The organism is Marivibrio halodurans (assembly GCF_017963645.1).
GTDB lineage: Bacteria > Pseudomonadota > Alphaproteobacteria > UBA8366 > Aestuariispiraceae > Marivibrio > Marivibrio halodurans.
The window spans coordinates 761290-773783 of sequence record NZ_JAGMWN010000001.1 but is presented as its reverse complement, the minus strand read 5'-3'; the positions used below and the strand labels follow the sequence as shown (position 1 = coordinate 773783).

The window sequence follows — 12494 nt, the reverse complement described above, 5'->3', positions numbered from 1 at the left end:
ACGATACGGTGAGCCTCTTGCCGCGCCAAGCAACCGCGCCCATAGTTCCTGATCATGCGGAACGCGGCTTTCCATATCGCAGTCACGGCCGGCCCGGCAATGCACCATGCCGCGGCGCGCCGGGTTTTGGCGCCGTTGATCATCCTGATAGGGCTGCTGGCGGCGCCGGTGATCGCCGGGGCGGATCAGGACGCGCCGGAGCTTGACGATCTCTTCACCGCCCTGCAATCGGGAGAGCTTTCCTTCGGGGAAGCGAAGGGGATCGAGGTGCGCATCTGGGGCCACTGGATGGATGCGGAGAGCGCCGGCGGCGATATCCTGATGAAGGACGGCCTGCAGGCGATGAGCGAGCACGACCTCGCCCGCGCGGAAGAGAGCTTCACCGCCCTGACCGGCCTTCTGCCCGACTATGCGGAAGGGTGGAACAAGCGCGCGACGGTGCGCTATCACATGGGCAAGTACGGCGCCTCGCTCGATGATATCGAGCGTACGCTGGCGCTGGAGCCACGCCATTTCGGCGCGATGTCGGGCCTTGGTCTCGTTCATGACGCGCTCGGTGACCGGGAGTCGGCGGCCGCCGCCTATGCCAAGGCGCTCGAACTCAACCCCTATATGCCGAGTATCGCCCAGCGCCTCGGTATCCTTCGCCAGCAGATGGAAGAGAAGAAGATCTGAACGGGGAGCGGCGGCGCGATAGCCGTCGGATGAACGCGGGGCGTCAAACTTGCCTTTGAAATAGCGCGCTGCGACGATTTGGCCGAACCCCGAAGTGCGAGACGGGAAGGGGAGGGCGGCATGGCACGGCGCAAACGATCCTCGAAATCGGTGAAGGTGGCGGAGGAAGCCTATCCCTATGCCTGCTGCGCCGTCTGTGGGATCGCCTTGCGTCCGGTTCTGGATGTCGCGCATCTGGATCAGGATTCGGCGAACGACGCGCCGGACAATCTCGCCTTCCTCTGCAAGACCCATCACTGGATGGTCGATTGCGGTCTCTACCCGATCGACGCGGTCAAGCTGCTGCGCGATAATTGGCAACGCTGGAATGACGCGGGCAAACCAATCGATCATTCGCTACGCATGAAGGACGCGGGTGAGAAGGCCGGCAAAACCAGACGCCGCCGCGCGGCCGCGCGCAAGGCGGTGGCTACGCGGAAAGCGAACCAGGAAGAGGAAGAGGCGCAAGGGCGGGGCGGCGATTGACGGCGTCCGCCTCGCGGTTGCTTTATCCCGATAGCGGGACGCCGAGGCGTCCGGCGAGATCCTGGATGAACTGCCAGGCGACGCGGCCGGAGCGCGCGCCGCGCGTGACCGACCATTCGATCGCCTGTGGCTTCCATTCCTCCTCCTCGGCCGGGATTTCATAGGCGGCGACATAGCCCCGGATCATGGCGAGATAGGTCTTCTGATCCGTGTTGTGGAAGCCGAGCCAGAGGCCGAAGCGGTCGGAGAGGGAGACCTTCTCCTCCACCGCCTCGGAGGGGTTGATGGCGGTGCCGCGCTCGTTCTCGATCATGTCGCGCGGCATCAGGTGGCGCCGGTTGGAGGTGGCGTAGAACACCACATTCTCCGGCCGGCCCTCGACCCCGCCTTCCAGCACGGCCTTCAGCGACTTATAGGCCGCGTCCTGGCCGTCGAAGCTGAGGTCGTCGCAGAACAGCACGAAACGCCGTTCCATCGCCTTCAGATGGCCGAGCAGCGTCGGCAGGGTCGGGATATCCTCGCGATGAATCTCGACCAGCGCCAGCGCGCCCGGATGATCCTCGTTGATCGCGGCGTGCACCGCCTTGACCAGGGAACTCTTGCCCGTGCCGCGCGCGCCCCAGAGCAGCGCGTTGTTGGCCGGTAGGCCGTCGGCGAAGCGCTTGGTATTGTCGTGAAGCTGGCGTTGCTGGCTTTCCACGCCTTGAAGCAGGTCGATCGGCACGCGGTTGACGGCCGCGATCGGCACCAATTGGCCGTCCCCGGGCTGCCAGACGAAGGCATCGGCGGCATGTGCGTCCGGCGCCGGCGGGGGCGGGGGGCTGAGGCGTTCCAGCGCATCGGCGATCCGGGCCAGATAGGCCGTCATATCTTCCTGCTGGCCGGGGCCGGTCGGCGCGCTCATGAGTGCATGTCCATTATTGTTGGCGGGTACTGTTTGGCGGGGGCGTCCCAAAATCCGGCGGGGCGAAAGGCAGCGTGCCGGAAATCAGCGGGACGATAGCAGAGAGGTCTTGCCGGTCAATCCCGGGACGCCCGGATGGAGGTGCGCGCCCGTGCCGTGAATCGCCGCGCGTGCGGCACCGTGCGGCGTTGCATTCCCGCTTTTGGCAGGTATAGTCCCGCGCGGATTTCGCCGGGGGCCGATGGGCGCCCCGACCCGAGCAACCGAATGCCGGGCCGGCCGGGCCCGACCAACGCCGAACAAGGGCGGATCGGACCGGCGGCCCCGAGGAGACTCCGATGCTGATTTCGACCGCCTGGGCCCAGAGTGGCGGCGCGGATGGTGGGGGCGCGCTCGTCGGCTTCCTGCCGCTGATCCTGATTTTCGTGATCTTCTATTTCCTGCTGATCCGTCCCCAGCAGAAGCGGCAGAAGCAGCATCAGCAGAAGCTGCAGGCGATCCGCCGTGGCGACAAGATCCTGACCGGGGGCGGCGTGTTCGGCACCGTTTCCAAGGTGATCGACGAGACGGAATTGCAGGTCGAGATCGCGGACGGCGTGAAGGTCCGCGTTTCCCGCGCCATGGTCGCGGATGTGATCAACAAGACCGAGCCCGCCAAGGGCGGCGCGGCCGCGGCCAATGACGCGACGGAGAAGAAGGGCGGATTGCTCGGCGGTCTGCTCGGTGGGCAAAAGGCGGCGGCCTCGCCCGCGCCGGCCGACAAGGACGGCGACAATAAGGGCGACGCCGAACAGGACGATACGAAGAAGGGCGACGAGAAGTAGTCGCCCGCTGTCCGGCTCGTTCCCACGCCGATCCACCCTTTTCCCTGTCGTCTGCCTCGAGGATTAGATGCTTCAGTTTCCGCTTTGGAAGAAGATCCTGATCGCGGCGGTTTGCGCCCTGGGGCTGATTTATGCCCTGCCGAACTTCGCGCCCTCCGCATTCAAGGATCTGCCGAGTTGGGCGCCTAGCAAGACGGTCAATCTCGGCCTCGATCTCCAGGGCGGCGCGCATCTTCTGATGCAGGTCGAGACGGAAGCCGTGATCGCGGAGCGGCTGCAATCGACGGAGGAGGCGGTGCGCGGCGCGCTGCGCGAGGCGCGGGTGCGCGCCCGGGGCTTGGGCGTCACCAATGGGGCCGTAACCTTCACGCTGGCCGATCCGGACAAGGTGGATGAGGTTCGCGATATCGTCCGCGACCTCGATGACGAAATCACGGTCGATGCGACGGAGACCGGTTCGTTCCGTCTCGGTTTGCCGGACTCGGCGCGCGAGGAGTTGATCAGCAACGCGATCGATCAGTCGATCGAGATCGTTCGGCGCCGCGTGGACGAATTCGGGACGACCGAACCCACGATCCAACGCCAGGGCGAGGATCGGATTCTGGTCCAGGTTCCGGGCATCGGGGATACGGCGCGCCTGAAGGAGGTCCTCAACACCACGGCGAAGATGACCTTCCATCTGGTGGACCGGTCCGAGTCGGTGCAGGAGGCGCGTCAGGGCCGTGTGCCGCCGGGCCTCGACCTCATGCCCTCGCGCGAGACCGGGCCGGATGGCGAGCCGGTCCAATATTATCTGGTCGAGCGCCGGGTCATCGTCAGCGGCGAGAATCTGACCAACGCGCAATCCACCTTCCAGCAGGGCCGTGCCGTCGTTTCCTTCAGCTTCGACAGCCGGGGGGCCCAGCGCTTCGGTGAGGCGACGACGGAGAATACGGGCGAGCAACTCGCCATCGTGCTCGATAACGAGGTGGTGAGCGCCCCGCGCATCAACGAGCCGATCCTGGGTGGCAACGGTATCATCACCGGGGACTTCTCGCTCCAGGAGACGGAGGATCTGGCGATTCTGCTGCGCGCCGGCGCCTTGCCCGCGCCGCTGACCTATATAGAGGAGCGCAGCGTCGGACCGGGCCTCGGCCAGGATTCGATCGAGGCCGGGAAGCTCGCCTCGATCATCGGTTTCGTCGCCGTCGCGGCTTTCATGGCCGCGAGCTACGGCCTCTTCGGGCTGATGACGGTATTGGCGCTGGTCGTTAATCTGGCCCTGATCCTGGCTTTGTTGAGCGCGCTGCAGGCGACGCTGACACTTCCCGGTATCGCGGGCATCGTCTTGACCGTCGGCATGGCGGTCGACGCGAACGTTCTGATCTTCGAGCGGATTCGGGAGGAGGCGCGCAATGGCCGCAACCCGATATCCTCGGTCGACGCGGGCTATCGCGGCGCGCTTTCCACCATCATCGACGCCAATCTGACGACATTGATCGCGGCCGTTCTACTCTTTGCCTTCGGGTCGGGGCCGATCCGGGGCTTCGCCGTGACGCTGTCGATCGGCATCGTGACCTCGATGTTCACGGCGATCATGGTGACACGTTTCTTCGTCGTCAGTTGGTTGCGCGCGAAGCGGCCGCAGACGCTGCCGATCTGACGACCGACCGCATCCTGCCCAAGGGAAGGCGAGACCCATGCTGCTCAAACTGATCCCGGCCGAAACGACGATCGGCTTCATGCGCTGGCGCAAGATCGGCTTCGCCTTCTCGGCCTTGCTGATCCTTGGTTCGATCGCGCTTGTCGCGGGGCGCGGCCTCAACCTCGGTATCGATTTCCTGGGCGGTACGCTGATCGAGGTTCAGACGGATGGTCCGGCCGATTTGTCGGGAATGCGCGCGGACCTGAACGGCCTCGGGCTCGGCGAGGTGGCCTTGCAGGAATTCGGCGCGCCGGACACCGTTCTGATCCGCATCCAACGCCAGCCCGGCGAGGAAGAGGCCCAGCGCGCGGCGCTGGAGGTCGCGAAGGCCGCGATCGACGAGCGGGTGGTCGAGTATCGTCGGCAGGAGTTCGTCGGCCCGACGATCGGCTCCGAACTGCAGGAAGCGGCGATCTACGCGGTGCTGAGCGCGCTGGCCGCGATCATGATCTATATCTGGTTCCGCTTCGAATGGCAGTTCGGCCTTGGCGCCATCGTCGCGCTCACCCATGACGTCATCGCGACGATGGGGCTGTTCGCGCTGCTGCAACTGGAATTCAACCTGTCGACCGTCGCGGCGGTGCTGACCATCGCGGGCTATTCGATCAACGATACGGTCGTCGTGTTCGACCGCGTGCGCGAGAACATCCGGAAGTATAAGCGCATGCCGCTGGCGGAGTTATTCGACGGCGCGTTGAATCAGACATTGTCGCGTACCGTGATGACCAGCTTGACCACGTTGATCGCGCTGTTCGCGCTCGTCTTCTTCGGCGGCGAGGTGATCCGTGGCTTCTCGATCGCCTTGATCTGGGGCATCGTGATCGGAACTTATTCCTCGGTCCTCGTGGCGGTGCCGTTGCTGCTTTATCTCCGGCCGAGGCGCGGCGACGAGGAGATCGCGCCGGGCGAGGGCAGCGGTTCCGGCCCGCAAGCTGCCAAGGGCTGAGATCACTCAATCGACGATGTGCGCGGGGCCCCGCCCACCGGCATATGCGCGGACCGTTCAGGGAGGGCTATCCGGATGGAGATAACGCCCGCCATCCCCGAGGACCGGCAGGTCATCGACAGCTACGGCCCGGGGCGCTTCAAGATCGCCAAGACGCCTTATGAGGGACCCGTCATCGTCTTTCCGATGCGGGTCGCCGCCTGGACCGTCGATCGGCTCGAGGTCTTGACGCTCGAATCCCTTGCTCCGGTTCTGAGCGCCGAGGAGCCGGTCGAACTGCTATTGATCGGTACCGGGCCGTCGATGCGGCTGGTTTCGTCCGATCTTCGCGCGGCCTTGAAGGATCGTGGGGTGGCCGTGGATTTCATGGCCACGGGCGCGGCGTGCCGAACCTTCAATGTGCTTCTGGCGGAGGCGCGCCCTGTCGCGGCGGCCTTGATCCCCGTGTGAAGCATCCCCGTGTGAAGCGCTTCGAGCGAGGCGGGTGAACCGATCCGCCACGCCTGTGGAGGCTATAGGGTTCGTTTCGGGAGCGGGAGGATCACCGTCGCGGTCGTGCCCTTGCCCAATTCGCCCGTCAACAGGACATCGCCGCCATGCAGCCGCGCCAAATCGCGCGCGAGTGGAAGGCCGAGGCCCGTGCCCTCGACCGCGCGGGCCTGCGCGTCGCGGCTGCGTTCGAACGGTTGGAACAGGCGCTCTACGTCACGGGGGTCGATGCCCGGTCCATCGTCGATGACCTTGATCTCCAGCCGATCGTCGTGGACATGGCCGGCGAAACGGACATGCCCGCCCGGTTGGTTGAACTTGATGGCGTTTCCGGCGAGATTCACCAGGATCTGATTGAGGCGGTTCGGGTCCGCGTTGAAGGTAACGGCAGGCGGCGGCGCCATATAGCCCAGGATGACACCGCGTGCCTCGGCGCGTGGCCGAAGGACACGTATCGCCCGGTCCAGGGCGTCGGGCAGCTCGATGCTTTCCGGGGAAAGGGCGGTCTGCCCCGCCTCCTGCTTGGCGATCTCGAGGATGTCGTCGATCAGCCTCAGCAGCATCGATGCGCTGTTGTGCATGTCCTCGATATAGCCGCGATATTTCTCGGAACCGAGCGCGCCGAACAGTTCCGTGCGCATGACCTCCGAGAAGCCGATGATGCTGTTGAGCGGCGTGCGCAGTTCGTGGCTGATATTGGCGAGGAATCGCGCCTTGGACCGGTGACCGTTCTCCGCGGCCTCCTTGGCGATGCGAAGTTGCTCATAGGACGCGCGTTGTTCCGTGATATCGCGCACGGTCCCTTCGTAATAGCGAATCACGCCGTGCTCGTCGCGCAGTACCCTCAGGGTCTCGCTGATCCAGATCGTTTCGCCGGTTCCGACCCGGTGAACTTCGCTCTCGAAGCCGGCGACCTCGCCGCGAGCGGTCATGAGTTGGACGAGGGTTTGCCGTCGCGACGGGTCGACATAGACTTGTTGACCGAGATCGGAGATGCTTTCTATCAGTGCCCGCTCCGTCTCGAAGCCCATTAGGCGCACCAGGGCGGGATTGGCCCGTACCAGCCGACCGTCGGGCGTCGTGCGGCACACGCCCTCGGTCATGTTGTCGAATAGTTGGGCGAAGCTGTCCTCCGCCTGGACACGTGCCGTGACATCGATCAGCGCCCCGACATAGCCGATCAACGTTCCGTGCACGTCATGCATGGCATTGGATGTCTCGCTGACCCAGAACCCGGTGCCGTCGATCTTGCGGCATTGGATCAGATAGTCGCGGACATGGCCGTCCTGCGCCATGAGGGCCTGGAACTCGTCCCGTTGGGTCCGGTTGGCGTAGAAGCGATCCCCCACCTTCGGGTTATCGCGAAACAACGCATCGGCATCCAAATAGCCCAGCATGCGGGCGAGCGTATCGTTCGCGAACACATAGGTGCCGTCCAGCCGGGTTTGGAATAATCCCACGCCGGCATTGTCGATGACCTCGCGATAGGTCTCGATCGTCCATCCCTTGGCCTTGGCAACGAGTTGAGACACTGTAGTTACCCGTAGATCGACGTGCGGCACCGGTTTCCATCCTGACCGTGCTCATGGAGAATGCTAATACGTATTGGTTAAGGGGATATCAACGAGCCAATGGTTGCATTCCCGGATATGATAGCCTTCAACTCCCCGCATGCCAGCGCATAGCGATTCATCCGATCTTCGCCGATCCGCCGCCCCCCGAAAGGATTTCTTCGCCGGGTTTAGGGTCGCTTGCCTGTCGGATCAGGCCCCGCATGAGGCCGCGCGCGCGGTGACGCGGGACAGCGGTTCGAATTTGGATGCGGTCGGGCGCTTCCTGCCGGGGCGCAAGCGCGCCTTGTTCGAGGCCTGCTATGCCAGCATGCGCATCGTCGATGATTTCGTCGACGACGGTTTTCTGGCAATGGACGAAACGGCACGTGCCGCCGCGCGGCCCTTGGCTATTCGCGCGGTGGCTCGTTGGTGCGCGCGGTGCGAGGCCGCGCTGGCGGGCCGGGACTGGCGGTCGGCCGACGCGGAGGATATGGGCGATCCATTGCTCGCCGCCGGCGCCGCGCCGGTGCATGACGCGCTGCTGGCCGCGGCTTCTACCGGTGCGCCGGGATCGCGTGCTTGGCGCGCGCTGGCCGAGGCGATGGCCCGCGATGTCGCTGAGCGAGCGATCGCGGGTTGGGCCGATTTCGATGCCTATTGCGAGGGGGCCACGGTCGCGCCGGCGGCCGTCTTCCTGCATGTGCTCACGATGCGGGAGGAGAGGGGGCGCCTCGTTCCGACCTTGTCGGAAGATACACTTTTCGCGGCGGCGCGGCCTATGGCCCTCTTCTGCTATCTTGTCCATATCCAGCGCGATCTCGCCAAGGATACGGCGCGCGGGGGACAACTCGTGACCCTGCCGGCGGATCGGCTGGCGGTCCATGGGCTGACCCGCGCCGGCCTGGCCGAGGCCATGGCGGCACGGGAACCGGGTGTCCTATCGCTCGCGGCTGAGATTCATCGGCGCGCGGGCGACTATCGGGCGGCGATACGCGCCGCCCGGGACCGGGTGGCGCCGTCGCTCGGCCGGCGCGAACGTGCGATCCTGACCACCTTGATCGGTGTCTATGAACGTCTGCATGATCGGATGGCCGATGACCCGGGGGCGGTTATCGACGCGCCCGAGCGTATCGCGAAGGGCGTGGTGGCTGGGGCTTTCACGGAAAGTGGGCTGGATGCCCTGGGCGACGTCGGACCGGAGCACGGGACGGAATGAGCGAGGATATCGTCGATCCGGAGGCCGAGCGTGCGGGCGACGGCCCCTGCGCGCGTCTCGTCCGGCGGCAGGATGCGGATCGCTACATGATGGCCATCGCCGCGCCGGCGGTGCATCGGCCGGCGCTGTTCGCGCTTTACGCCTTCAACGCGGAGGTGGCGAAGACCCGCGAGGTGGTAAGCGAGGCGATGCTGGGCGAGATTCGCCTGCAATGGTGGCGGGAAGCGCTGGACGGGATCGAGGACGGAAATCCGCGCCGCCATGAGGTGGTCCTGCCGCTGGCCGGGGCGATCGACGCCATGCGGCCGGACCGTGCCCTGTTCGATGCGCTGATCGATGCCCGGGCCCGCGATCTGGACGAAGGGACGATCGAGACGCTGGAGGATTTCGAGGACTATGCCCGCGCGACCAACGGCGGGCTGATCCGCCTTGCCCAACAGATGATGGGCGTGCCGGAGACGGCGGCGAGCCGGGCGGCCGCCGATGCGCTCGGCATTGCCCACGCGTTGGTCGGGCAGGTACGCGCGCTGCCGTTCCACCTGGCGGGAAAGCACATGATGCTGCCCCGGGCGGTGCTGGAGGAGGCCGGCGCGACGGAGGACATCCTCTTCGCCGCGAAACCGCATGAAGCCATCGCGAGGGCGGTCGCGCCCTTGCTTGAGCGCGCGGAAGGGCACCTGCGCGAGGCGCGCGCCCTGCGGCGGTCCGTGCCGGGTGAGGCCACGCCCGCCTTCCTTGCCGCGCCGATCGCGGCGGCGCATTTGAAGCAGCTTCGCCGGGCGGGCGGCGATCCCTTCGACGGGCGGCTCGCCAACCCGCCCGTGAGCCGCGCGCTCCGGGTCGCCTGGGCGGCGCGCACGGGACGCTGGTAAAGGGGCCTAGTCGGCGGGTGAGCCCGCGACGAAAGGGTGCAGCGCCCGCAGCACGACCCGGTGTGTCGGTGTGTCGATGCCGTGCTTCTCGCCCAGGCGCACGACCGCGCCGCTCAGATCGAGAAGCTCGATCCGCTTGCCGCGGTTGAGATCCTCGGCCATGGAGGCGCGGACGCCGGGCGCGAAGCCGCGTGCGATCTCCAACGCCTGATCCGCCGCATCGGCCGCGAGACCGGAACATTCGGCACGGCCGACGGCCACGGTTTCGTCAAGTGCCGCCTTGAACAGTTTCGCACCCTCCGGATCGGCCAGGATGGGGCCGATCGGCAGCCGGGTCAGCGCGGTGGTGGCGCTCAATGCGCTCAGCATCACGAATTTCTGCCATTTGCGCACCCGGATGTCCGAGACGATCTCGGCGTCGATGCCGGCCGCCTTCATGACGTCGAGCAGCGCGTCCGTACGTGTGCTCGGCCCGCCATCCGTCTCCCCGAACAGCAGGCGTGCCAGCGTGCCACCATGATGGACCGTTCCCGGCGCGCTGATATGGGCGGGGATATAGGCGATTCCGTCCAGGACACGTTCCGCGCCGACGATCGCGCCGATCCGCTCCGCGCCCTCGACGCCGTTCTGGAAGGTGACGACCGTGGTCCCGGGGCCGATCAGGGGCGCCATTTGATGGGCGGCCGCCTCGATATCGAAAAGCTTTACCAGGAAGAAGACGCAATCGACGGGGCCTATTTCGGCCGGATCGTCGCTCGCCGTCACCTTTTCGATATGGCTGTCGCCGAGCGGGCTCTCGATCCGAATGCCGTCGCGCCGCATGGCTTCGAGATGCGCGCCGCGCGCGATGAAGGCGATATCGCCGCCTGCGGCCGCGATTCGGCCCCCAAAATAACAACCGAGCGCACCGGCCCCCATTACCGCCATCTTCATGCTACGTCCACTCCCTACCATAGGCTTTTCTTGGCTCGCCCCGACCAGTCGGCGTCATAGGCGGCGCCGTCGATGGGGGCCTCGCCGGAATCGTTCCGGGGCATCTGCGGCTTCTCGGTCATCGCCTGCAACAGTTTCCCGGGGGTCGGGATGTCGGCGGGATCGACCCGTGCGGCCTCGTCCCACAAACCGGCGCGCAGCACGGCGCGCGCGCATTGAAAATAGACCCGGTCGATGCCGATCACGAGGACGCTGCGCGGCTTCTTGCCCTCGACCGCGAAACGCTCAAGCAGCGCGGCATCGGTCGTGATCGAGGCATGCCCGTTGACCCGGACCGTCGTGCCTGAACCGGGAATCAGGAACAGCAGCGCCACGCGCGGGTCGCGGACGATATTTCGCAGGGAATCGATACGATTATTGCCGCGCCGGTCGGGCAGCATCAGGGTTTCGTCATCCTCGATATGGATGGCGGCACCCCGGTCGCCGCGCGGAGAGCAATCGAGGCCCTCCGGCCCGACGGTCGCCAGCGCGAAGAAGGGGGACGCCGCGAGCAGCGCGCGATATTCCGGCGTCAGCCTAACGGCTTCCTTGACCAGGGACGCGCGTCCCGGCGCGTCGTAAAGGGCGGCGAGTTCCTCCTCGCTGCGGATCGTCTGCATGGAATCTCGGGCTCCGTCGATTGACGTCGGGGCGACGGTACGCCCGCCACGCCGACCGGGCAATCGCCTTGCGGCGCGACGGGGAAGGAGGGGAGGCGGCCACCCGTCCGAGGAGGGCGCTATCCGCCGGTGACGCTCATATGCCGGGCGACCGATTTGGCGCCCCGGCGCCGGTCGATAACGAAATCATGCCCTTTGGGCTTGCGGCCGATGGCCTCGCGGATCGAGTCTTCCAGGGCGCCGTCATCCTCGCGCTCGCGCAGCGCGGGGCGGAGATCGGCGGAGTCGTCCTGGCCGAGGCACATATAGAGCATGCCCGTGCAGGTGAAGCGCACGCGATTGCAGCTTTCGCAGAAATTATGGGTGAGCGGCGTGATGAAGCCGATCTTCCGCCCCGTCTCCGCGACGTGGACGTAACGCGCCGGCCCGCCGGTGACGTAGTCGCTGTCCGTCAGGGTCCAGCGCCGGGCAAGCTCCGCCCGCACCATGGTCAGCGGCCAGTACTGATCCAGCCGCTCCTCATTGCCGATATCGCCCATCGGCATGACCTCGATGAAGGTCAGGTCGAACCCCTCTTCGCCGCACCATTCGACGATGCGGTGAATCTCGTCGTCATTGACGCCCTTCAGCGCGACACAGTTGATCTTGACCTGCAGGCCCGCGCGCTTCGCGGCCTCCAGCCCCTCCATCACCTTGTCGTACTTGCCCCAGCGCGTGATCTCCAGGAATTTCCCGGGATCGAGGGTGTCCAGCGAAACGTTCACCCGTCGAACGCCGCAGCGATAGAGGTCCTCCGCGTAGCGGGCGAGCTGGCTGCCGTTCGTGGTTAGGGTCAATTCCTCCAGCGCGCCGCTATCCAGATGACGGCCCAGCCGTTCGATCAGCCACATGATATTGCGGCGAACCAGCGGTTCCCCGCCCGTGAGGCGGAGCTTTCGCACGCCCAGGCGCACGAAGGCGGAGCAGGCGCGGTCCAGCTCCTCCAGCGACAGTACGTCCTTCTTCGGCAGGAAGGTCATGTCCTCCGACATGCAATAGACGCATCGGAAATCGCAGCGATCCGTGACCGAGACGCGCAGATAGCTGATCGCCCGGCCGAACGGGTCGATCATCGGCGCCTGCTGGTCGCTCGCGATTCGCGCGGCATCGTCCAAGACGGCCGTGACTTCCTGTTCCTTCGACCCATGCATGAATGCGTTTCCCACTATCCCGTG

At 65.9% G+C, this 12494-nt stretch carries 13 protein-coding genes; 8 read left to right on the top strand and 5 right to left on the bottom strand.

From position 1 onward, the window contains the following. Positions 1–99: 99 nt before the first annotated feature. Both KAJ83_RS03495 and KAJ83_RS03490 read left to right on the top strand, forming a co-directional pair. Positions 100–675, top strand: a complete 576-nt coding sequence (locus tag KAJ83_RS03495; RefSeq protein WP_210680607.1) for a tetratricopeptide repeat protein — start codon at positions 100–102, stop codon at positions 673–675. Positions 676–795: 120 nt separating this feature from the next. Further along, positions 796–1200 (top strand): hypothetical protein, encoded by a 405-nt coding sequence (locus tag KAJ83_RS03490; RefSeq protein WP_210680606.1) that lies wholly within the window; start codon positions 796–798, stop codon positions 1198–1200. 22 nt (positions 1201–1222) lie between these two features. On the opposite strand, the gene KAJ83_RS03485 is transcribed toward KAJ83_RS03490, so the two are convergent. After that, positions 1223–2104 carry an ATP-binding protein gene (locus tag KAJ83_RS03485; RefSeq protein ID WP_246484177.1) on the bottom strand — a complete coding sequence of 294 codons (882 nt, stop codon included), beginning with the start codon at positions 2102–2104 and terminating at the stop codon, positions 1223–1225. 338 nt (positions 2105–2442) lie between these two features. On the opposite strand from KAJ83_RS03485, the gene yajC reads away from it, so the two are divergent. The 4 genes from yajC to KAJ83_RS03465 all read left to right on the top strand — a co-directional run bounded on the left by yajC (position 2443) and on the right by KAJ83_RS03465 (position 6008). Beyond that, positions 2443–2928 (top strand): preprotein translocase subunit YajC, encoded by a 486-nt coding sequence (yajC, locus tag KAJ83_RS03480; protein ID WP_210680605.1) that lies wholly within the window; start codon positions 2443–2445, stop codon positions 2926–2928. Between the two features lie 67 nt (positions 2929–2995). Then, positions 2996–4570 (top strand): protein translocase subunit SecD, encoded by a 1575-nt coding sequence (gene secD, locus KAJ83_RS03475; protein WP_210680604.1) that lies wholly within the window; start codon positions 2996–2998, stop codon positions 4568–4570. A 37-nt stretch (positions 4571–4607) separates the two neighbouring features. Beyond that, the gene (gene secF / locus KAJ83_RS03470; protein ID WP_210680603.1) at positions 4608–5558 is read left to right on the top strand and encodes a protein translocase subunit SecF; all 951 of its coding nucleotides are present in this window, start codon (positions 4608–4610) and stop codon (positions 5556–5558) included. Positions 5559–5633: 75 nt separating this feature from the next. Continuing rightward, the gene (locus KAJ83_RS03465) at positions 5634–6008 is read left to right on the top strand and encodes an Mth938-like domain-containing protein (protein WP_210680602.1); all 375 of its coding nucleotides are present in this window, start codon (positions 5634–5636) and stop codon (positions 6006–6008) included. Between the two features lie 62 nt (positions 6009–6070). Here KAJ83_RS03465 and KAJ83_RS19595 read toward each other — a convergent pair whose 3' ends face one another. Then, positions 6071–7579 carry a PAS domain-containing sensor histidine kinase gene (locus KAJ83_RS19595; RefSeq protein ID WP_210680601.1) on the bottom strand — a complete coding sequence of 503 codons (1509 nt, stop codon included), beginning with the start codon at positions 7577–7579 and terminating at the stop codon, positions 6071–6073. A gap of 259 nt (positions 7580–7838) precedes the next feature. Between KAJ83_RS19595 and KAJ83_RS03455 the strand changes: the two genes are divergently transcribed. Beyond that, on the top strand, positions 7839–8816 hold the full coding sequence (locus tag KAJ83_RS03455; protein WP_210680600.1) for a squalene/phytoene synthase family protein: 978 nt from the start codon (positions 7839–7841) through the stop codon (positions 8814–8816). Then, positions 8813–9688 carry a phytoene/squalene synthase family protein gene (locus KAJ83_RS03450; protein WP_210680599.1) on the top strand — a complete coding sequence of 292 codons (876 nt, stop codon included), beginning with the start codon at positions 8813–8815 and terminating at the stop codon, positions 9686–9688. Before KAJ83_RS03455 ends, KAJ83_RS03450 begins: the two co-directional genes overlap by 4 nt. A gap of 6 nt (positions 9689–9694) precedes the next feature. Here the strand turns inward: KAJ83_RS03450 and KAJ83_RS03445 are convergent, their stop codons facing one another. From KAJ83_RS03445 to moaA, 3 genes are all read right to left on the bottom strand, one after another. Further along, a complete protein-coding gene (locus KAJ83_RS03445) occupies positions 9695–10621 on the bottom strand; it encodes a ketopantoate reductase family protein (protein ID WP_210680598.1) in 927 nt (308 codons plus the stop codon). A 14-nt stretch (positions 10622–10635) separates the two neighbouring features. Then, positions 10636–11280 carry a pyridoxamine 5'-phosphate oxidase family protein gene (locus tag KAJ83_RS03440; protein ID WP_210680597.1) on the bottom strand — a complete coding sequence of 215 codons (645 nt, stop codon included), beginning with the start codon at positions 11278–11280 and terminating at the stop codon, positions 10636–10638. A gap of 119 nt (positions 11281–11399) precedes the next feature. After that, positions 11400–12392: a GTP 3',8-cyclase MoaA gene (gene moaA, locus KAJ83_RS03435; RefSeq protein ID WP_246484233.1), complete on the bottom strand. Its 993-nt coding sequence runs from the start codon at positions 12390–12392 to the stop codon at positions 11400–11402. Positions 12393–12494 lie beyond the last annotated feature (102 nt).

Coding starts and splice junctions, on each gene's coding strand:
- KAJ83_RS03495 (WP_210680607.1), top strand. CDS start 100: ATGCACCATGCCGCGGCGCGCCGGGTTTTGGCGCCGTTGATCATCCTG.
- KAJ83_RS03490 (WP_210680606.1), top strand. CDS start 796: ATGGCACGGCGCAAACGATCCTCGAAATCGGTGAAGGTGGCGGAGGAA.
- KAJ83_RS03485 (WP_246484177.1), bottom strand. CDS start 2,104: ATGAGCGCGCCGACCGGCCCCGGCCAGCAGGAAGATATGACGGCCTAT.
- yajC (WP_210680605.1), top strand. CDS start 2,443: ATGCTGATTTCGACCGCCTGGGCCCAGAGTGGCGGCGCGGATGGTGGG.
- secD (WP_210680604.1), top strand. CDS start 2,996: ATGCTTCAGTTTCCGCTTTGGAAGAAGATCCTGATCGCGGCGGTTTGC.
- secF (WP_210680603.1), top strand. CDS start 4,608: ATGCTGCTCAAACTGATCCCGGCCGAAACGACGATCGGCTTCATGCGC.
- KAJ83_RS03465 (WP_210680602.1), top strand. CDS start 5,634: ATGGAGATAACGCCCGCCATCCCCGAGGACCGGCAGGTCATCGACAGC.
- KAJ83_RS03450 (WP_210680599.1), top strand. CDS start 8,813: ATGAGCGAGGATATCGTCGATCCGGAGGCCGAGCGTGCGGGCGACGGC.
- KAJ83_RS03445 (WP_210680598.1), bottom strand. CDS start 10,621: ATGAAGATGGCGGTAATGGGGGCCGGTGCGCTCGGTTGTTATTTTGGG.
- KAJ83_RS03440 (WP_210680597.1), bottom strand. CDS start 11,280: ATGCAGACGATCCGCAGCGAGGAGGAACTCGCCGCCCTTTACGACGCG.
- moaA (WP_246484233.1), bottom strand. CDS start 12,392: ATGATCGACCCGTTCGGCCGGGCGATCAGCTATCTGCGCGTCTCGGTC.